This is a genomic window from Agathobaculum sp. (genome assembly GCF_022775115.1).
Lineage (GTDB): Bacteria > Bacillota > Clostridia > Oscillospirales > Butyricicoccaceae > Agathobaculum.
Genome location: NZ_JALFLA010000031.1, coordinates 1 through 19,291, shown reverse-complemented (window position 1 = coordinate 19,291; position 19,291 = coordinate 1). Strand labels below are relative to the sequence as shown.

Here is a 19,291-nt window from a genome sequence, read left to right as displayed (position 1 = left end):
TCCGCGGCAGGCGGGCGAAAAATGACCATAAACTACGCAATGGAGGAGCTATTCCTATGAAAATCGTAACCTTTGGCGAACTGATGCTTCGTCTCCAGCCGTACAACTATGAGCGCTTTGTGCAGGCCGACCGCCTTGCGTTCTCGTTTGGCGGGGGCGAGGCCAATGTGGCCGTTTCGCTTGCCAACTACGGCATGGATGCTGCGTTCGTCACCAAGCTGCCGGCGCACGCGATCGGTCAGGCTGCCGTCAACTCGCTGCGCCGCTATGGCGTGGATACCAGCAAGATCGTGCGCGGCGGGGAGCGCGTCGGCATTTACTTCAACGAGAAGGGCGCGTCCCAGCGCGGCTCGGTCTGCATTTACGACCGCGCCCATTCCGCTATCCAGCAGGCGGCGCCCGCCGACTTCGATTGGGATGCCATTTTCGCGGGTGTCGATTGGTTCCACTTTACTGGCATCACGCCCGCGTTGGGTGGTCAGCTCGTTGATATCTGCCGCGCGGCCTGCATAGCCGCCAAGGCACACGGGGTCAAAATATCCTGCGATTTGAACTACCGCAGTAAGCTGTGGACACGCGAGCAGGCGCGCGCCGCGATGAGCGACCTGTGCCGATATGTCGATGTGTGCATTTCCAACGAGGAGGATGCCAAGGACGTGTTCGGCATCGAGGCCGAAGCGACCGATATCTACGCCGGTGAGCTGAACCGCGAGGGCTACAAATCGGTTGCCAAACAGCTGGCAGATCAGTTTGGCTTTGAAAAGGTTGCCATCACCCTGCGCGAGTCCCGCTCCGCATCTGACAATGGCTGGAGCGCCATGCTGTACGATGCCGCGTCCGGTGAATACTGCTTTTCCAAGCAATACGCGCTGCACATCGTTGACCGCGTTGGCGGCGGCGATTCGTTCGGCGGCGGCCTGATCTACGCACTGCTGACCGGCAAGAGCACGCAGCAGGCAATCGAGTTCGCGGTCGCGGCCTCCGCGCTCAAGCACTCCATCGAGGGCGACTACAACATGGTCACTGTGGACGAGGTCGAAAAGCTGGCCGCGGGCGACGGCTCGGGCCGCATCCAGCGCTGATCGTGCGCGGCTACGCCTTGTGGTCGGCCAGCCAGCGCAGTGCCGTATAGGCGTACACCGCGCTGCCGCTGGGCAGCACGCTTTCGTCGAACGTGACCATCGGATGGTGCTGCGGATAGCGGTAGCCCTTTTCGGGCTGTCCGCTGGCCAGCGCCAGCATGATCGAGGGAACGGCGTGGCTGACATAGGCGAAATCCTCTGAGCCTGCGGGCTTGGCGGTCTTGCCATCCCCGCCCATTTTGCTGAGCTCGGCGGCGGACAGCGCCTTGTCCGCGCCGAGCAGCTCTTTCACATAGGTCTCGCAGCAGGCAGACAACGCCTCGTCGTTTACCAGTGTAGGGCAGCCGCTGCCAAAGGAGACAGTGGCCTCGGCGCGGAAGCTCGCGGCGACGCCGGCGGCGATCTCGCTCATCCGCTGTTTGATGAAGGCGCGGGCGTCCTCGTCAAAGGTGCGCAGTGTCCCGCCCATGGTCACGCTGTCCGGGATGACATTTGCGGCGCTGCCGGCGCTCATCGTGCCAATCGTCAGCACGGCGCGCTCACCCATAGCCAGCTCGCGCGCGCTGATCTCCTGCAAGGCGATGAGGATGTGCGCTGCAGCGGTCAGCGGGTCGACGCCGGTGTTGGGCATCGAACCGTGGCAGCCCTTGCCCTGCACCGTGATGGTAAAATAGTCGGCCGCAGGCGCGCTGACACCGGGTGCGGACACGATGACCGTGCCCGCCGGAAAGGGCATACCCGCCATCACATGGATCATCAGAGCCGCGTCCACCTTGGGATTTTCCAGCAGACCCGCTTGTATCATGTCGTGCGAGCCTTCGAAGATCTCCTCAGCGGGCTGGAACATCAGCTTGACTGTGCCCTCGATCTCGTCCTCGTGCGCCTTGAGCAGCTTGGCCGCGCCCAGCAGCATGGCGGTGTGCATATCGTGGCCACAGGCGTGCATCCGGCCGTTTTGCGAGGCGAACTCCACCTCGGCCTGTTCCCGGATGGGCAGGGCATCCATATCCGCGCGCAGCAGGAACACCTTGCCCGGCTTTTTGCCGCCCACGAGTGCGGTGCAGCCTGCCCGGCCGCAGTCGACCGGCGCAAGACCGCTCTCTTGTAGTGCGGCCTTGACAAAGGCCAGCGTGTCATGCAGGTCAAAGCCTGTCTCCGCGTTTTGGTGCAGCGTGCGCCGCTGCTGTACGATGCTGCTGCCGAGCGTCTCGGCCTCCCGCAGCAGTTGTTCGGTCGTCATATTTATGACCTCCTGTTTTGTTGATATCCGCTCCACAATGTAATGGATCAGCGGGGCGTCCTGCCAAGGGTAGGATGCCCCACTTTTTTATTCTGATGAATGGGGCGCAAGGCGGATGCTGCAAACAGCGCGCCGCCGCCCGGACAGACGCATCCGGACGGCGGCATTGTTGGTTTCAGGCAAAGACCTTGCGGTAGGCGCGGGACATATAGCCGCCGACGGCGGCCAGCATCTCGCGCGAGGCAACCAGCTTGTCGGCCAGCGTGATGATCCATGCGATGCGGGTGCGCGGCATGGCGCTGAGCGGAAACATGTGGCGCGCGATGGCTTCGCACTCGCGCTCGGTCAGGCCGAAGCAGACGCGGGCGCGATCCGCTGCGATATGGCCGTGCACAAAGGCGTGCATCCGCGCTAAGCGGCGCAGGCCGGAAAAATGCTGCAAATACCGGCGAAAGCGGTCGCCGTGCCAATCGTATCCGAAGAAATCGTGCAGCAGCGCCGCGCGCACGACCGAGGCGGTCTCGTCCGCGGACAGACGCATCCGCCGGGCGATGCTATAAGCCGCCTCTGCCACGGAGACCGAATGGTCGTACACCGAATTTTCCGCCCCGTGGTGGACAAAACCGCGCAGCTGCTGAAATTTCGGGTGGGACAGGATATCCCCCGCAAGCTGTTCGAATTCGCTGCCCATTGGTATCATCCCTTTCCTTGAAGCTGCTTTCATTGTATGCCCCGGCGCGGCGAAAAACAAGGGGTAAATTGTAACATTTTTAATAACGGCTTCAGGGGGACAGGCGTTTTGTCACCCGCCGGTACAGCACCAGCGCGGCGGCAAGGCCGACGGCCTCGGCCAGCGGAAAGGCCAGCCACAGCGCCCGCAGGCTGATGCGTGCGAGCAGCAGCGCGGCCGGCACAACGACGATGAGCTGCCGCAGCAGCGCGACGGCCAGCGATGCGCCGCTTTTGCCAAGCCCCTGCATACAGCCGCACAGGATGACTGACGCGCCCGCAAGGCAGAACGACAGCGCGATCAGGCGAATGGCGGGCACACCGATGGCGAGCATGGTGTCCGATGCGTCAAACAGCCGCAGCAGCGGCACGGGCAGCGCCTCAAACAGCAGCGTGCCCGCCGCCATGATGCCGAGCGCGAGCAGCAGCGCAAGGCGTGTGACGCGGTGGATGCGGTCATGCCGCCCCGCGCCGAAATTGTAGCCAACGATTGGGATAAGCGCGTTGTTCAGGCCGTAAACCGGCATATAAAGGAAGTTTTGCAGCTTGTAATATACCCCATACAGGTTGACGGCGGTCTGCGAAAACGACATCAGGATACGGTTGATGCATATGGTGAGCAGACTGAGCAGCGATTGCTGAAAGGCGGCCGGCAGGCCGATGCGGATGATCTCGCACAGAATGGTCTTGTCCGGGCGGAAGCCGCGCAGGCGCAGGTGGATATCCCGGTTGAAGCGGATGTTGATGGAAAAGCCGATCAGCATGGCAATGATCTGCGCGGATACGGTAGCGAGCGCTGCACCCGCCGTGCCGAGGGCGGGAAAGGGGCCAAGGCCGAAAATCAGCAACGGGTCAAAGATACAGTTGAGCGCCACGCCGATGAGCTGCGTGACCATATGGTGAACCGTGTTGCCGGTCGCCTGCATCAGCCGCTCGGCGGCGAAGAGCAGGAACACCCCGCACGAGGCGGCTGTGACGATGGTGACATACTGCGCACCCATCTCGGCCACGGCGGGCACATCGGTAAAGGCCGCGATAAAGCGCCGCCCGAGCAGCAGCCCGAGCACTGCGAACAGCAGCCAGAAGCAGACCGACAGGAATATGCCGTTCATCGCGGCCGCGTCGGCCGCAGCCTGCTTGTGCTGGCCGAGACGGCGGGAGAGCAACGCGTTCATGCCGACGCCAAGGCCGGTCGCGCAGGCGATCATCAGCAGCTGCACCGGGAAGGCGAGTGAGACTGCGGTCAGCGCGTCCTCGCTGATGCGTGCGACAAAGGCGCTGTCGATGATGTTATAGAGCGCCTGCACCAGCATGGACAGCATGATCGGAAAGGACATCGTGACGATCAGCTTGCCTTCGGGCATGGTGCCCATTTTGTTTTCCGAAGCCATGAGCGCACCTCGCTTTTCTGATTCTGGGGGACGCGCCGTTTCGCGTATCACAGGGTGACCGGCGTATCGAGCACCATTTGCTCGTAGGGCAGTGCTTCAAAGCCGAGCAGATGGTAAAGCGCGGCGGCGCGCGGGTTGGCCGCGGTTACTTCAAGGCGGTAGCGCGCGGCGGTGTTGTATTTTTCGTGCACGGCGGCGATCAGCTTCTTGCCGATGCCTTGGCCGCGCAGCGCGTCGTCCACCATCAGCTCGTCCAGCCAGACGCACAGGCCGCCCGCCTCGTTCGACCATGTCAGCGCCAGCAAGCAATAGGCGCGGGGCGCGCCGGTCTCATCCTCGGCGATCAGGCAGTCCGCATAGGGCGTGCCGTGCATGAGCAGCTCAAAGGTGCGCGCGGCGTTCTGTGCGGGAATCTCATGGTCGACGGCGGGGGAATGATAAAAGGCGTGCACGCTTTGGAGGAAATAGTCGCGGTCGGACGGTTGGATCTGGCGAATCAGCATAACGAAGTTCTCCTTTGGTAAAACAGGGACGGCATATGGCTGCCGTCCCTTTCTGTGGTGGTTTTATGCGGCGGGATCAGAGCTGCGCAAGCGCTTGATCGAGGTCAGCGAGAATGTCCTCGACGTTTTCAAGGCCGACCGATATACGAACCAGCCCCGGCTCGATGCCGGCGGCGGCCAGCTGCGCATCGGTCAGCTGGCGGTGGGTCTCGGAGGCCGGGTGCAGCACGCAGGTGCGGATATCAGCGACGTGCACCTCGTTGCAGGCCAGCTTCAGGCTGTCCATAAACTGCATGGCAGGTGCGCGGCCGCCCTTAATGTCGATCGACAGCACGCCAGAAGCGCCGAGCGGCAGGTATTTTTGCGCGCGCGCGTGATAGGGGTCGTCCGGCAGGGCGGGATAGCGCACCGCGGCGATCTTGTCCGACGCTTGCAGGTGCTCGGCCACGGCAAGGGCGTTTGCGCAATACTGCTTCATGCGCACGGGCAGCGTCTCCAGCCCGAGGTTGAGCAGAAAGGCCGAATGCGCGGCCGGATAGCAGCCGAAATCACGCATCAGCTGCATGCGCGCCTTGATAATGTAGGCCAGCGGGCCAAACTCGCGGGTATAGACCACGCCGTGGTAGCTTTCGTCCGGCTCGGTAAAGTCTGCGAACCGGCCCGAAGCCGCCCAGTCGAATTTGCCGCCGTCGACGATGACGCCGCCGCACTGCACGGCGTGGCCGTCCATGTATTTGCTTGTCGAGTGGATGACGATATCCGCGCCCCACTCGAGCGGGCGGCACAGCACGGGCGTGGCAAAGGTGTTGTCAATCAGCAGCGGCACGCCGTTTTTGTGCGCGATGTTCGCCCATTTTTCGATATCGAATACCGACATCGCGGGATTGGCGAGCGTTTCACCGAACACAGCCTTGGTGTTTGGGCGGAACAGCTTTTGGATCTCAGCCTCGTCGGCCTCGGCATCTGCCCAGATGCACTCGATGCCAAGCCGCCGGAGCGTCACGCCGAACAGGTTGATCGTGCCGCCGTAGATGGTGGAGACGGCGATGAAGCTGTCGCCCGCCGCACACAGGTTGAGGATGGCCAGCAGATTGGCCGCCTGACCGGACGAGGTCAGCATGGCCGCCGCGCCGCCCTCCAGCGCCGCGATCTTCTTTTCCACCGCGTCGCAGGTCGGGTTGGCAAAGCGCGAGTACATGAACTCGGTCGGCATATCGAACAGCGCGGCGATCTTGGCGGTCGAATCGAAGCGGTAGGTGGTCGACTGCACGATGGGCATTACGCCCGGGCCGCCGTTTTCGGGCGTATAGCCCGCGTGGAGGCATTGCGTCTCGATCTTCATGATATAGGCTCCTTTTGGATGAGTGATACTGACATTCTATCACGCGAAAAAGGGTGGGTCAAGGCGGGAAACACACACGCGCCGCAGGTGTCTCCGATTTCGGTAGACTTTGCCCCGGCAATCTGCTATAATAGGGGCAGCTTGAAAAATACGGAGGGAAAGCGTCTATGACCGAGGAAAAGATCGCGCGCATCAACGCGCTGGCGAAAAAGGCCAAGGCCGAAGGCCTGACTGCCGACGAACAGGCCGAGCAGCAAGCGCTGCGCGCCGCGTATATCGCGGGCTTTCGCGCAAGCCTGAAGGCGCAGCTGGACAATACGGTCGTGCTCAACCCGGACGGCACTTCATACAGGCTCAAGCAGAAGAAGGGCGGGCATTGATGCGCCTGCCCGCGTATGTGGCGCGTGCAGTGGATACGCTCGAGTGCGCCGGGTATGAGACGTGGGCGGTTGGCGGCTGCGTGCGGGATAGCCTGATGGGGCGCACGCCGCACGATTTCGACCTGTGCACCGCCGCGCGTCCGGAGGAGATGCAGGCCGTTTTTGCGGGCGCGCGGCTGCTGGAGACCGGCCTGCGGCACGGCACGCTGACGCTGCTGACTGCGGACGGCCCGGTCGAGATCACGACCTTCCGTGCGGACGGCGATTATGCCGACGGACGGCATCCGAACAGCGTGCGCTTTGTGCGCTGTGTGGAGGACGACCTTGCCCGGCGAGACTTTACAGCCGGCGCGATGGCGTGGCATCCACAGCGCGGCCTGTGTGACCCCTTTGGCGGGCGGGACGATCTGCGGCGCGGCGTGCTGCGCGCGGTGGGTGACCCGGACGCACGGTTTGCCGAGGATGCGCTGCGCATTCTGCGCGCGGTGCGGTTTGTATCGCAGCTTGGCTTTGCGGTCGAGGGACAAACCGCCGCGGCTATGCGGCGGCAGCAGGGGCGGCTGGCGTGCATCGCGCCCGAGCGGGTGCGCACCGAGCTGACCGGAACGCTGTGCGGCCGCTTTGCCTGCCGCGCGCTCATGCAGTATGCCGATGTGCTGTTTACGGTGTTGCCCGAGCTGCGCCCCATGTATGCCTGCGCCCAGCAGAACCCGCACCACCTGTACGACGTGTGGGAGCACAGCGTCCGCGCAGTCGGGCAGGTGGCGGCCGAGCCTGTGCTGCGCTGGGCGATGCTGCTGCATGACTGCGGCAAACCGGCTTGCAAGACGGTAGACGAAAGCGGAATCGGCCATTTTTACGGACACCCCGACGTCAGTCGGGCGATCGCCGCGGGGCTACTGCGCCGCCTGCGCTTTTCGGGGCAGGAGCAGGACGAGATCGGCCTGCTGGTTGAGCAGCACGACCGCCCGTTAGGCGACAGCGCCAAGCTGGTGCGCCGCCGGCTGACCCAGCTTGGTGAGACGAACTTCCGGCGTTTGCTGGCAATCAAAAAGGGAGACGCGGTCGGGCAGGGTACGCACCCGGACAACGTCGGCGCGCTGTGGGAGACCGAGGCGCTGCTGAACCAAACCCTCGCGGCGGATGCCTGCTTATCGCTGCGGCAGCTGGCCGTGGACGGCAGAGATATGCTGGCACTCGGCCTGCGCGGCCCCGCGGTGGGCGAGATGCTGCGTGCGCTGCTCGACGCGGTGGTTGACCAAACGACGGAAAACACGGCCGGGGCACTGCTTGCCCTCGCCCGCGCCCGAATGGAGGAGAGAAAATGACCCCAAAGGAGCAATTTATCGACATATTCAACAGCAATATCCACCGCGCGGGCGCGGATAAGCTGCTCGCGTGGCTGGAATCGACCGATTTTTTCACTGCCCCCGCGTCCACCCGCTTTCATGCGGCCTATGCGGGCGGTTTGCTTGACCATTCGCTCAACGTATACCATGTGCTGCGCGCCAAGCATTATGACCCCGAGACAGATGATCTCGAAAGCTGCACGATCGCAGCCATCCTGCACGATGTGTGCAAGGCAGGCTTCTACAAGACCGAGCTGCGCAACCGCAAAAATGAGCATGGCGAATGGGAGCGCGTGCCGGTATACACGGTGGACGATCAGTTTCCCTATGGCCATGGTGAAAAATCGGTATTCCTCATCGAGCGCTTCATGCGGCTGCGCACGGAGGAGGCTGTCGCCATCCGCTGGCACATGGGCGGCTTTGACGATGCTGCGCGTGCCGGCTCGTTTGCCATCGCGCACGCTTATGAGAAGTATCCGCTCGCGGTCAAGCTGCACCTGTCCGACCTCGAAGCGACCTACTTACACGAGAGCCGCAGCGAATGAAAGAGCGCCTTCGCCGTGCTGACGCAGCGCGGCGGCCGCAATAAAAAGACAAAAATGTTAAGGGAGGATTCTAACGATGGAAGCATTGGAATGTATCAAAACGCGCCGCAGCGTGCGGCGTTTTACCGAGCAGCCGGTCACGAGGGAGGAGATCGAGCAGATCGTTGCCGCCGCAGCCTATGCGCCGCGCTGGAAGAACACCCAGATCGCGCGCTATATCGTGCTCAATGACGAGCAGAAGGCACATCTGACTGACGAGTGCATGATGGACTTCGCGTTCAACCAGAAGTCGGCGCGCAGCGCGCCGATGCTCATCGTTGTCACGATGCTGACCGGCCGTTCCGGCTTTGAGCGTGACGGCAGCTTTTCGACCGAAAAGGGCACGCACTGGCAGTCGTTCGACGCGGGCATCGCTGTGCAGACCTTCTGCCTTGCCGCCCACGCGCTCGGACTCGGCACGGTCGTGATGGGCATCTTTGATGACCACAAGACCGCCGCGCTGCTGGACATCCCGGAAGGGCAGGAGGTCGCGGCAGTGCTGGCGATCGGCCACCCCGCCGAGGAGCCGATGTGCCCCAAGCGTAAAAGCGTGGACGATTTGGTATCCTTCCGGTAAAACACAGGCAAAAAGGCCGGGCGAGTGCCCGGCCTTTTTGCAGCGCGCAGCCATGACATAATTTTTTGAAAAAGGGTTGACAAGATGGTTAGTCTGTGCTAACCTATACATAGGTTAGCCGATGCTTACCAAATACCAACCAGCCGGGCGGCTCGTTCGCCCACACGCGGGTGGGCAGCGCGGCAAAAACATGACTCCTTGTTATTTTGCGCATCGTGAGGGCTGAAGCTCCGCTCATCGGCGCGGCCGTATGGCTAACCGCGGCCGCGCCGTCCGGTGAGCGGATAAAGATTGTCGCATTGCAAAGAATACAGGGCAGGAGGTGCATTGAGACCGTGAGAAATCAATTGGATCGGCTGCTCGCCGCCTATTGCTCGCCGACGCTGGCGGGGCTCAAGCCCGCAAGCCTTGTTTCGTGCGACCGCACGCTCTATCCCGACCTGCCGCGGCGGCTGCGCGATTACCGCACGGCGTTTGCGCCGCGCGGTGTGCGCTTCGAGATCGTCTGCGCCTGCCGGGAACGGTATCTGCTGCTTGTCTATCACCGCGCACGGCTGGCGCGCCGGTTGGGTGAAGCGGATGTGCGGTGTATGCTGCGCTCATTCGGTTATGCGCCCGGGCAGCCGCTGGAGGCGCTGCTGTGGCAGCTTAAGCGACGTATGGCGCAGGGAGGCAGCTTTCCGCATGAGATTGGGCTGTTTCTCGGCTACCCGATTGAGGACGTGGTGGGCTTTATCCGCAATGCCGGGCGCGGCTGCAAGCTGTGCGGCTACTGGAAGGTGTACGGCGATGCCGAAGCCGCTGCCGCGCTGTTTGACCGCTTGGAGCGGGTATGCCGCGCGGTGACAAAGCGCATCGAGCAGGGTGAAACGCTGCTTGAGGTGTTCGCTGTTGCATAGGGCTGCCCAAATCAACCTATTATCGGTCGTATCTGCGGTGATAAGCCGCAGTTATGATACAAAGTATCCTTTCTTGTCCGGGGTGCAAACCCCAAACCTCAACATGAGCCCGCAGCCGACGGAACACGGCTGCGGGCTTCCTCCTTGCTGGGGCATTTGTCAAATTAGCTACAACTAACTGTGCGGCGATTGGGCAATCCGACAAAACTTTTACAGGGCGCTTGACAAAGCAGGTTAGCAGCAGTAAACTACAAGCGTTATCACAGTTAGAATGACCTAACCCCGTCGTGGGGCGGTTGGACTGAATGGAGAAGGAGAGGAGCGCTATTATGCCGCTGACGATGATGGATGCCGGAATCGAGACCACGGTCAAGACGATTCGCGGAAAGGATCAGACCAAAAAATTCCTGCAAAACCTAGGCTTTGTGGAAGGGGCGCGCGTTTCGGTCGTCTCCTCGCTGTCGGGCAACCTGATCGTGCAGGTGCTCGATGCGCGCGTTGCGCTGTCGCAGTCGATGGCGTCCCGCATCATGGTATAAGGAGGAGCAGCATGAACAACCTGAGAAATACGCCCATGGGCGCGACCGTCACCGTCCGCAAGATCGAGGGCGAGGGCGCGGTGCGCCGCCGCATCATGGATATGGGCATCACCCGGGGGGCGGAGATTTTTGTACGCAAGGTGGCGCCGCTAGGCGACCCAATCGAAGTGACTGTTCGCGGCTATGAGCTGAGCCTGCGCAAGGCCGACGCGGAGATGGTGCTCGTCGAAGCGTAAGCAGTTCCGGAAGAAAAAATTTACATAGGGGTTAGCGCATGCTAATTCAAAGAGAGGGGAAATAATATGTCGATTCGTTTGGCGCTTGCCGGCAATCCCAACTGCGGCAAGACGACGATGTTCAATGCGCTGACCGGTGCGACGCAATATGTCGGCAACTGGCCGGGCGTGACTGTGGAGAAAAAGGAGGGCCGCTGGAAGGAGGATAAGGATGTCCGCATCACCGACCTGCCGGGTATTTACTCACTCTCACCGTATACGCTGGAGGAGGTCGTCACGCGCGACTATCTGGTGGGTGAGCGGCCGGACTGCATCATGGATCTGGTCGACGCATCCAATATCGAGCGCAACCTGTACCTGACCACGCAGCTGTTGGAAATGGGGATGCCGGTGGTGGTGGCGCTCAATATGATGGATATTGTCGAGGGACGCGGTGATGTGATCGACACGGCGGGACTGTCCAAGGCGCTGGGTGTGCCGGTGGTCGAGACCGCCGCCATCAAGGGCAAGGGCATAGGCGGGCTGATCGCCGCGGCCAAGCAGGCGGCGGTCGGCGCGGCGCAGCCGCCGCTGCACCGGTTTTCGGACGAGATCGAGAACGCACTTTCGTCGATCGAAACGATGATCGCCGATGTGACCGAGGCGGCGCAGCGCCGCTGGTTTGCCATCAAGCTGTTCGAGCGCGATGAAAAGGTGCTTGCCCGCTTTCATTTTGGGCAGGATACGCGCGATAAGCTGGAAGCAGTCATCGCGGCGGTCGAGGATGAGCTGGACGATGATGCCGAGTCCATCATCACCGACGCGCGTTATCGCTACATCGCGGAAATCGTGGGCGCTTGTGTCAAGAAGAAAAGAAAGGGCGCTTCGACCTCGGATAAAATCGACCATGTGGTGACCAACCGCATTTTGGCGCTGCCGATCTTTGCGCTGGTCATGTTTATCGTGTACTATGTGTCGGTCAGCACGGTCGGCACGCTTGTGACCGACTGGACCAACGATGTGCTGTTCGGTGAGATCGTGCCGCCCGCGGTCGAGGGATTTTTGACAGCGGTCGGCTGCGCGGACTGGCTGATGAGCCTGATTCTTGACGGTATTGTCGCGGGTGTGGGCGCGGTGCTCGGCTTTGTGCCGCAGATGCTGGTGCTGTTCTTCTTTCTGGCCGTGCTGGAGGACTGCGGCTATATGGCGCGTGTCGCGTTCATCATGGACCGCATCTTCCGCAAATTCGGCCTGTCCGGCAAGTCCTTTATCCCGATGCTGATCGGCTCGGGCTGTGGTGTGCCGGGTGTTATGGCCTCCCGCACGATTGAGCAGACGCGCGACCGGCGCATGACCATCATGACCACCTGCTTTATCCCCTGCGGCGCCAAGCTGCCGATCATCGCCTTGATTGCGGGTGCGTTTTTCGGCAACGCGGGCTGGGTGGCCTTCTCGGCCTATCTGGTCGGCATTTTGGCCATCGTGCTGTCGGGCATCATCCTGAAAAAATTCAAGGCGTTTGCAGGTGACCCGGCGCCGTTCGTGATGGAGCTGCCCGCCTATCATGTGCCGGCGGCCGGCAACGTGCTCCGCTCGATGTGGGAGCGCGGTTGGTCGTTCATCAAAAAGGCCGGCACGATTATTCTGCTGTCGACGATCGTTGTTTGGTTCTTGCAGACCTACGGCTTTGAAAACGGCTCGTTCGGCGCGGTCGAGGAGATCGAGAACTGCCTGCTTGCTGCCCTTGGCAATGCGATCGCACCGCTGTTTACCCCGCTGGGCTTTGGCGACTGGCGCGGCGCGGTGTCGGCCATTTCGGGCTTGGTCGCCAAGGAGAACGTCGTTGCGACCTTCGGCCAGCTGTTCCACTTCACAGGCGAGCTGAGCGAGGCGGGCGACGAGATCTGGGGTGAGCTTGCCGGGCATTACACGGCAGTGGCAGCGTATGCCTACATGGTGTTCAACCTGCTGTGCGCGCCCTGCTTTGCCGCCATCGGCGCGATCAAGCGCGAGATGAACAACGCCAAATGGACTTGGTTTGCCATCGGCTATATGACGGTGTTTGCCTACACCGTGTCGCTGATGATCTACCAGTTTGCGGGGTTGGCGACAGGTGAGCTTGCCTTCGGCGCGGGCACGGTCGCGGCGATACTCATTCTGGCGGTCTATATTTATTTGCTGTTCCGTAAGCCTGCTGAGGCGAAAACGGAGGGTCTGCGCGGAATGAGCGTGCAGGCCGGTTGATATGACAGAAAGGAGCTGACGCTCGTGTTGGCAACAATCATTATTTGCCTGCTGCTGGCCGCCGCAGTGTTTTTCGCGGTGCGCACGGTATGCCGTCAGGTGAAAAACGGAGAATGCCCGGGTGGCTGTGCGGGCTGCACCTGCCACTGTGACCATAAGCATTCAGAATAACGAGCCGCCCCTCGCGGCAGCCAAACGGCTGCAGGCGAGGGGCGGTTTTTCACGCTGGTGTAATGTAAGGGCTGCTTAATAGGTGAAAAGCTGCGTCCAATACGGCGTGCCGCCTACGACGGTGTAGCCAACGCCGATCGTCGTGAAGCTGGGGTTCAGGATGTTTTTGCGGTGGCCTTCGGAGTTCATCCAAGCCCGCATGACCGCTTCGGGTGAGGTCTGTCCGTATGCGATATTCTCGCCCGCGCCGCGGTACTGCACGCCCGCCTCGGTCAGCGCAGTAAAGCAGGAGGTGCCGTTCGGACGGGTGTGGGAGAAGGACTGCACGGTCTCCTTTGCGCGCACCTGCGCAGCTTGCTGCACCTTGGCGTCCACCTTCAGGGGAGACAGACCGGCCTTTGCGCGCTCCTGATTGACCAGTACCGCTACCTGTGCGGCAAAGTTGCCCTGCGTGGTGTCGTTGTCGGGTGTCTGCTCGGGTTTGCTGTCCGGTGTCTGCTCCGAATCGGTCACCGGAGGGATGTCCGGGGTTTCGTCGGGAGCGGTGTCGGGGATCTCATCCGGTGTGGTGTCCGGGGTCTCATCCGGGGCGGTGTCGGGGGTTTCGTCCGGTGTGGTATCCGGGGTCTCATCCGGCTTTACGCTCGGGCAGTTGTTCTGCTGGCCGCAGAAGGAGAAGTCAAACTTTTCACACAGCTTTTGGATGATCTGCTGCTGCGCCTGCGAGGGGATCGAGCACGAAGCGTAGTATTTGACGATCGTCTGCACGTTTGCCGCGCCTGCGGCGGTGGATGTGGCGACGGTCAGTGCCAGCGCGATCGGCGCGAGCTTTTTCAGTTTCATGGGTTTTGCCTCCTTGGAATGTTTGCGGAGCAGAACTGGTCGGCTTTGCTCCGTTAGCCAAAGTATAGTGCGTTTTGTAACCGTTTTGCAATGGAAATATTCGAAAAATCAGTAAATACCCGTAAAAAATCGGACGGAATTGGAATATCCCGGCCGATTTTCCCGATTTTTAAGGCAGCTTTTCAATCTGATACAGGTTGTTCAGCACCAGCCAAAGCTGCGGAAAGTAGCGCATAATGTTCCAGATGCTCACACCGCGCAGCTGATATTCGCCCGCGAGCGCCAACTTGACGCGGATGCTGCGCGCGTCCTCGAACCAGACCTCGTGCTCGGCGCGCTCACGCCAGTAGTTGTAATGCGGCGACTGTGCCGTCTCGTCATACTGGATGGGCGCACCCACCTGTATGGCCTGTTCGACTGCCTGCACATTGCCCAGACTGCGTGCGCGTGAGCGCCCTTCAATATACGGCAAGATCCAGTCATAACCTCGTAGTTGTTAGTGATCCGTAGCAGGAATTACAGGATATAGCGTTAGGGTCAGATCGCTGCCTGTTTCGCTCATTGTAGTGGTCGTTTTACTGTAAACGATTCGTGAGAGGATCGATCGGAGCATACTATTTTTTTCCTGCGCGCTTTCGGTTGTTTCGTAGGTGTTGATTACCGATGCAACACGAGGGATAAGTGTTTGCTTCGTTTGCTCGGCACGATGCAGCCGATCAATCTCCTCTCTGGTATGGGCGGCAGCGTCCGCGATGCGGTCACGCCGAGCCGTTAACAGCGATTGGCGCTCTTTGAACAGTTCCGGGGTATAGACACCCGTTTCAACCAGTTCGAATGCGCGGGCGCGCTGTTCGTCTATTGCGGCGATATCGTTATTGAGCCGCGTCAATGCCGCTTCCAGCGCGTCAATTTCTCGCTCAGATTGAACTGGTAACTTGCTTGCAGCCTGATAGTCTGCAAGCCATTTTCTTAGCGCGGAGATCAATGAGCTCTCGACCTCATCTATGCGCGCAGACACCATACCACAGTAATGATGGCAATAAATATACTGTCCTCCACTTTGCGGTCTGGCTTGCATTTTGTGTCCGCATTTACCGCAGATCAACAGGCCGGCGAATGGGTTCTGCAATGTTTTGCTGCGGGGAACAGGAAACGAGCGCTTTTTCAGCTTTTCTTGGGCTGCGTTCCAGACTTCTTCCGTGATGAGCGGTTCGTGCCGCCCGCGATATATCGGGTATTCTTTGTGACGGGGATAGTTATAGATGATTTCTCCATCTTTGACTGTTTTAACATATCCACGCCGCCCCCATGTAACATACCCTGCGTAGATGGGATTTCTCAAGATATCCTTGATAATGCCGACGTTGAATAGTTTTCCTGTTGGCGAGCGGTATCCCAGATCATTCAATTTATTGCAAAGACGGACAGTACCCAGTTTAGGGTCATCAACATATAGTTGGAAAATGGCACGTATCGTATCCGCGTCTTGATTGGGTACGAGAGTGTAGCCCTTTTCCCGGTGCAGGCGTTGACTGTCATAGCCGTATGGCGGAGGGCCACCCAACCATCGGCCATCACGCGCGCCGGCCTGACGTCCTGCCTGTAGGCGGCGGTTAATCATTTTGTATTCCCGCCGCGACATGAAAAGATCAAACTCGAGATGCTCCTCATCATAATAATTATTAGGGTCAAACACCTTTCCGGGCGTAATGATATAGGTGCTGCTAAACTTAAAGGCTCGTGTGACAATGCCTTGGTCGATACTGTCTCCGCGCGCCAGGCGCTCAATATCGTGCACAAGCACACCACACCAGTTTCTGGATTCTACCTCACGCAGTAATTTTTGCATTTCTGGCCGCGCTGCAATTGTATCTCCAGAAACAATTTCCTCATAAATTTTTCCGATTGTGTAGCCACGTGATTCAGCTAATTCCAGCAAATTCTTACGGTGTGTGACGAGAACATCCGCTTCTCCGCGTGCTTCGGCCTCAAGATCAGCGCGGGATTTGCGCAGGTAAATGCAGTATTTATCGGCCATTAAGACCATCCCCCTATACTTATATTTTAGTGCATCCCCGGATGATGGGGATTCTCTTGTATTTTTCCGAATGATGTGCTATCCTGTCAACAGGCGCAGCCGTGCCAGCGGTTGGCGGTTATTCCCACCATTCCCTTAGAGGGGAGGTGGTGCTATGGTTACATATTCGGAGCTGATTCAGTTTGCGATTATGCTCATAGCCTTTGCTGGTCTGATTTTTCAGATAAGCAAAAGAAAATGACCGCCCTCACTCCTACATGATAGCGGTCATTTTCTTGACAATTATCTAAGGGAATAACCGTCAACCGGCTGCGCCCCTTTTCTGTTTCTAATTATAACCGCGCTATATTGATTTGTCAAGTTTTCCGCGCCGATATACCAACATTGGTGTGGGATTTCTTTGTAATTTTCCGAATGGTGTGCTATCCTGTCAATGGGCACAGCCGTGCCAGCGGTTGGCGGTTATTCCCACCATTCCCTTGGAGGGGAGGTGGTGCTATGGTTACATATTCGGAGCTGATTCAGTTTGCGATTATGCTCATAGCCTTTGCCGGTCTGATTCTTCAGATAAGCAAAAGAAAATGACCGCCCAGTCCTCGCAAAACTAGCGGTCATTTACCAATAGTCTGAGGGAGTAACCGTCAACCGGCTGCGCCCCTTTTCTGTTTCTAATTATAACCGCCCTATATTGATTTGTCAAACCCGGTTACCCTCGTGGTGACCGTTTTTTTTTATTTTAGCTGCGCAGTTTATTTTAGCTATGCGATGGATCTCCGCCAAAAGTTACAGGAGCGTATTTTGGCTTCTCGCAATAGGTAGCGGCGAACAAAAGGCGCAAATTGCGCTTCAACCTTTCTTTCAAGCGGATGGACGCCAAACATTCCTCGCGTTTCGAGTTTTTTAAGGTATTTGCTCCGATAATTGGCCGCATCGCGGCTTACACCGCATAAGCGCATGATTTGGTCAGGCTCATGCGCTTTGCAGTGATGCAGCACAATGGATGGGCAGAGTACACGGCGCGCAAATCCTTGCGCTTCCTGTTCAAGTAGAGACCGATATTCTGTTCGAACGCGAGAAATAATGGGAGTTTGTGGATTGATATGCCCCAGATGGATATGCGCTATTTCATGCAGCAGCGTCCAGCGGCAAGTGGAAAACGGCAGGGCAGAATTATAGCAGATAACAAACGTATCATCGCCCTTTGCACAAAACGCAAATCCGTCCTTTTCGTACCGCGCAATCAATTCTGCCACAGATTTGCCCACAACGGCTGCAAATGCTTCATAGGTGTATATTTTCCAGCCATTTTGCGTCGCGATGCGGAATGGGTCAACCGGTAGAGATGCAATCTTTTGATCGAGCAAAAAGCTCCATGCAGTAGTCTGCAAAAATCTGTGCACTTTATTTATCGTCCTGATTGGCGCTGTCGTACAGTTCTCTCAGTTCGTCCAAATTGCCGGCATGGCCGCTGCGCGCAGCTGTCATACTGGCATTTTCTTTGATATAGTCCGCCCGATATGCTTCGTAGTTTTCGTCGGAAAGCACCGCGTCAACAAGGTCGCGCAAATAGTCCTTTATGACCTTTCTTTGGAGCGTGCTAAGGTTCAAATAGCACTCGACAATTTTCTGGTCAAGCGTATCAAGGTCATATTCAGATGCAAGGTTAGAGAGGATGCTTTTGTCCGTTGCAATGAACATTTCGCCCTCGCCACTCCGCAACCATTCTTCATTCACAGAAAAAATGGCACAAATGGTCTTAATATGTCTATCCGAAATATCACGCTTACTCACTTCCATCATGGCAAGTGTTGATTGCCCTATACCGAGTTTCTTTGCAAATTCGGATTGTGTCATTCCGAAATGTTCTCTTATTCTTTTCAAACGTTCTTGCAAAGTATACACCTCCACTTCTTTGCTTCAGATTATCAAAAATGAAATAAAAAGTCAAGAGAGAATCAAAAAAGAACTTGACATGATATTTCATATTTGATAATATGTGATTATGAAAAATCAATTATGAAATTTGCATAAGGAAACAGTGAGGTGATAGCAATGCTGAGAAGCGATGTGCGGCAGATCAGCCGGGAAGAAAAAATCGATGTGGCAGAGATTGCGCAGATGGCGCGTAAGCTGCCTGACAAGGAAAAAGAGCGCTTTTACTACATGATGCAAGGCGTCGCTCTGATGAGCGATGAGGAGTGCCATCATATGCGGGCAGGCGCATAGCGGACAGGCAAGAAACAAGCCTGTAAGCACAGGACGGTTTCGTGGGAGGTGAATGGAACGTGGGAGATGGTGAGCAAACAACAGTCCGCCTGTCTGCTGAATTGCATGAAGCATTAGTTGCAATATCAAAACAAACTGGATTAACGGTTACGGCTTTGCTGATTGCAGCCATTTGGATGAGCGTTCTAAAGCTAAAACACCTACCGCAGTAACAACCGCATTCATGGATTGTGAATACTTCTCGCAAGCAGATTCAAGGATATCATGAGTTATCTGATTGACATTCAGCACAAACCTGTCTTTTATTCCGGGCGTTGATGAAAAATCGAGAGTAATATCATCTGTGGTTAGGAGATCGTGTATGGCAGAGCGCAGAAGATTTGTTTTTGTCATGCCGAGTTCTTTTGCAACAGTTTGAAGCTGAGTGTTAAGTTCATGAGGAAGCCGGATAGTCAAAGAGATATCATTTGCCATAAAATTATCCTCCTTTAATGACATAAAATTTATACCATAAAAATTGGAGAAAATCAATTGACATAAAAAATATGTCATGTTATTATATAGACATAAAATTTATGTCATAAAAGAAGGCGATGAAAGGTGTATAAACGAATTTCTATAAGGCTTGTGCATTCACTGTCTGAAGAACTCAAAGCCATAGCAAAAGAGCGCGGGTTGAGTGTTAATTCTTTGATTTCTGAGATGGCTTGGGATTTTGTTGAGGAGTGGAAGGCGAGGTTGGGAGAGTAGATTACGCTTACCATGCCGAGTATGGACTTATCCAACAAACTAAAAGGTGGACAGGCAAGAAACAAGCCTGTAAGCGCATAGGATCGCATAGGAGGTGGCGCAGATGGCGATTGTAAAAACATATCATTTTGGTCATGCGACAGTACATATTGCAGATGATGCTTACCGTGATGCATCACGGGAAGAGAT

23 protein-coding genes are annotated in these 19,291 nt (G+C 57.8%); 11 read left to right on the top strand and 12 right to left on the bottom strand.

What is annotated here, in order from left to right:
* The first annotated feature begins 56 nt into the window (after window positions 1–56).
* Window positions 57–1,082: a sugar kinase gene (locus tag MR935_RS04130; RefSeq protein ID WP_290571307.1), complete on the top strand. Its 1,026-nt coding sequence runs from the start codon at window positions 57–59 to the stop codon at window positions 1,080–1,082.
* Window positions 1,083–1,092: 10 nt separating this feature from the next.
* Here MR935_RS04130 and MR935_RS04125 read toward each other — a convergent pair whose 3' ends face one another.
* From MR935_RS04125 to MR935_RS04105, 5 genes are all read right to left on the bottom strand, one after another.
* Window positions 1,093–2,322: a M20 metallopeptidase family protein gene (locus tag MR935_RS04125; RefSeq protein WP_290571305.1), complete on the bottom strand. Its 1,230-nt coding sequence runs from the start codon at window positions 2,320–2,322 to the stop codon at window positions 1,093–1,095.
* A gap of 175 nt (window positions 2,323–2,497) precedes the next feature.
* Window positions 2,498–3,013 carry an HD domain-containing protein gene (locus MR935_RS04120; RefSeq protein WP_290571303.1) on the bottom strand — a complete coding sequence of 172 codons (516 nt, stop codon included), beginning with the start codon at window positions 3,011–3,013 and terminating at the stop codon, window positions 2,498–2,500.
* A gap of 91 nt (window positions 3,014–3,104) precedes the next feature.
* Window positions 3,105–4,442: an MATE family efflux transporter gene (locus tag MR935_RS04115; protein ID WP_290571301.1), complete on the bottom strand. Its 1,338-nt coding sequence runs from the start codon at window positions 4,440–4,442 to the stop codon at window positions 3,105–3,107.
* Between the two features lie 47 nt (window positions 4,443–4,489).
* Entirely contained in the window at window positions 4,490–4,945 is a 456-nt protein-coding gene (locus MR935_RS04110) for a GNAT family N-acetyltransferase (RefSeq protein WP_290571300.1), read from the bottom strand.
* Between the two features lie 76 nt (window positions 4,946–5,021).
* Entirely contained in the window at window positions 5,022–6,287 is a 1,266-nt protein-coding gene (locus MR935_RS04105; protein ID WP_290571299.1) for an O-acetylhomoserine aminocarboxypropyltransferase/cysteine synthase family protein, read from the bottom strand.
* 167 nt (window positions 6,288–6,454) lie between these two features.
* Here MR935_RS04105 and MR935_RS04100 point away from each other — a divergent pair, with 167 nt between their 5' ends.
* From MR935_RS04100 to MR935_RS04060, 9 genes are all read left to right on the top strand, one after another.
* Window positions 6,455–6,667 carry a DUF896 domain-containing protein gene (locus tag MR935_RS04100; protein WP_290571298.1) on the top strand — a complete coding sequence of 71 codons (213 nt, stop codon included), beginning with the start codon at window positions 6,455–6,457 and terminating at the stop codon, window positions 6,665–6,667.
* Window positions 6,667–7,995 (top strand): CCA tRNA nucleotidyltransferase, encoded by a 1,329-nt coding sequence (locus MR935_RS04095; protein WP_290571342.1) that lies wholly within the window; start codon window positions 6,667–6,669, stop codon window positions 7,993–7,995. The genes MR935_RS04100 and MR935_RS04095 overlap by 1 nt, the downstream gene beginning before the upstream one ends.
* Window positions 7,992–8,561 (top strand): HD domain-containing protein, encoded by a 570-nt coding sequence (locus MR935_RS04090; protein WP_290571296.1) that lies wholly within the window; start codon window positions 7,992–7,994, stop codon window positions 8,559–8,561. Before MR935_RS04095 ends, MR935_RS04090 begins: the two co-directional genes overlap by 4 nt.
* A 76-nt stretch (window positions 8,562–8,637) precedes the next feature.
* Window positions 8,638–9,177, top strand: a complete 540-nt coding sequence (locus MR935_RS04085; protein ID WP_290571295.1) for a nitroreductase family protein — start codon at window positions 8,638–8,640, stop codon at window positions 9,175–9,177.
* Window positions 9,178–9,512: 335 nt separating this feature from the next.
* A complete protein-coding gene (locus MR935_RS04080) occupies window positions 9,513–10,076 on the top strand; it encodes a DUF3793 family protein (RefSeq protein ID WP_290571293.1) in 564 nt (187 codons plus the stop codon).
* A 329-nt stretch (window positions 10,077–10,405) separates the two neighbouring features.
* Window positions 10,406–10,615, top strand: coding sequence for a FeoA family protein (locus tag MR935_RS04075; RefSeq protein ID WP_290571291.1), 210 nt, complete (start codon window positions 10,406–10,408; stop codon window positions 10,613–10,615).
* A gap of 11 nt (window positions 10,616–10,626) precedes the next feature.
* A complete protein-coding gene (locus tag MR935_RS04070) occupies window positions 10,627–10,851 on the top strand; it encodes a FeoA family protein (RefSeq protein ID WP_290571289.1) in 225 nt (74 codons plus the stop codon).
* Between the two features lie 66 nt (window positions 10,852–10,917).
* Complete coding sequence (gene feoB / locus MR935_RS04065; protein ID WP_290571287.1) at window positions 10,918–13,074, top strand: ferrous iron transport protein B; 2,157 nt, start codon at window positions 10,918–10,920, stop codon at window positions 13,072–13,074.
* A gap of 27 nt (window positions 13,075–13,101) precedes the next feature.
* The gene (locus MR935_RS04060; RefSeq protein WP_290571285.1) at window positions 13,102–13,245 is read left to right on the top strand and encodes a FeoB-associated Cys-rich membrane protein; all 144 of its coding nucleotides are present in this window, start codon (window positions 13,102–13,104) and stop codon (window positions 13,243–13,245) included.
* Between the two features lie 75 nt (window positions 13,246–13,320).
* Here the strand turns inward: MR935_RS04060 and MR935_RS04055 are convergent, their stop codons facing one another.
* The 5 genes from MR935_RS04055 to MR935_RS04035 form a co-directional block, all read right to left on the bottom strand.
* Window positions 13,321–14,088: a CAP domain-containing protein gene (locus MR935_RS04055; RefSeq protein WP_290571283.1), complete on the bottom strand. Its 768-nt coding sequence runs from the start codon at window positions 14,086–14,088 to the stop codon at window positions 13,321–13,323.
* A 169-nt stretch (window positions 14,089–14,257) separates the two neighbouring features.
* Window positions 14,258–14,560 carry a hypothetical protein gene (locus MR935_RS04050; protein ID WP_290571282.1) on the bottom strand — a complete coding sequence of 101 codons (303 nt, stop codon included), beginning with the start codon at window positions 14,558–14,560 and terminating at the stop codon, window positions 14,258–14,260.
* 24 nt (window positions 14,561–14,584) lie between these two features.
* A complete protein-coding gene (locus MR935_RS04045) occupies window positions 14,585–16,126 on the bottom strand; it encodes a recombinase family protein (protein ID WP_290571280.1) in 1,542 nt (513 codons plus the stop codon).
* Between the two features lie 758 nt (window positions 16,127–16,884).
* Window positions 16,885–17,526, bottom strand: a complete 642-nt coding sequence (locus MR935_RS04040; protein WP_290571278.1) for an ImmA/IrrE family metallo-endopeptidase — start codon at window positions 17,524–17,526, stop codon at window positions 16,885–16,887.
* 1 nt (window position 17,527) lies between these two features.
* The gene (locus MR935_RS04035) at window positions 17,528–18,019 is read right to left on the bottom strand and encodes a helix-turn-helix domain-containing protein (RefSeq protein WP_290571277.1); all 492 of its coding nucleotides are present in this window, start codon (window positions 18,017–18,019) and stop codon (window positions 17,528–17,530) included.
* A 159-nt stretch (window positions 18,020–18,178) separates the two neighbouring features.
* Here MR935_RS04035 and MR935_RS04030 point away from each other — a divergent pair, with 159 nt between their 5' ends.
* A complete protein-coding gene (locus MR935_RS04030; protein ID WP_290571275.1) occupies window positions 18,179–18,352 on the top strand; it encodes a hypothetical protein in 174 nt (57 codons plus the stop codon).
* 147 nt (window positions 18,353–18,499) lie between these two features.
* Here the strand turns inward: MR935_RS04030 and MR935_RS04025 are convergent, their stop codons facing one another.
* Together MR935_RS04025 and MR935_RS04020 are read right to left on the bottom strand one after the other, a co-directional pair.
* Entirely contained in the window at window positions 18,500–18,826 is a 327-nt protein-coding gene (locus MR935_RS04025) for a hypothetical protein (protein WP_290571273.1), read from the bottom strand.
* A gap of 104 nt (window positions 18,827–18,930) precedes the next feature.
* The coding region (locus MR935_RS04020; RefSeq protein ID WP_290571271.1) for a hypothetical protein at window positions 18,931–19,291 on the bottom strand (361 nt) is incomplete at its 5' end.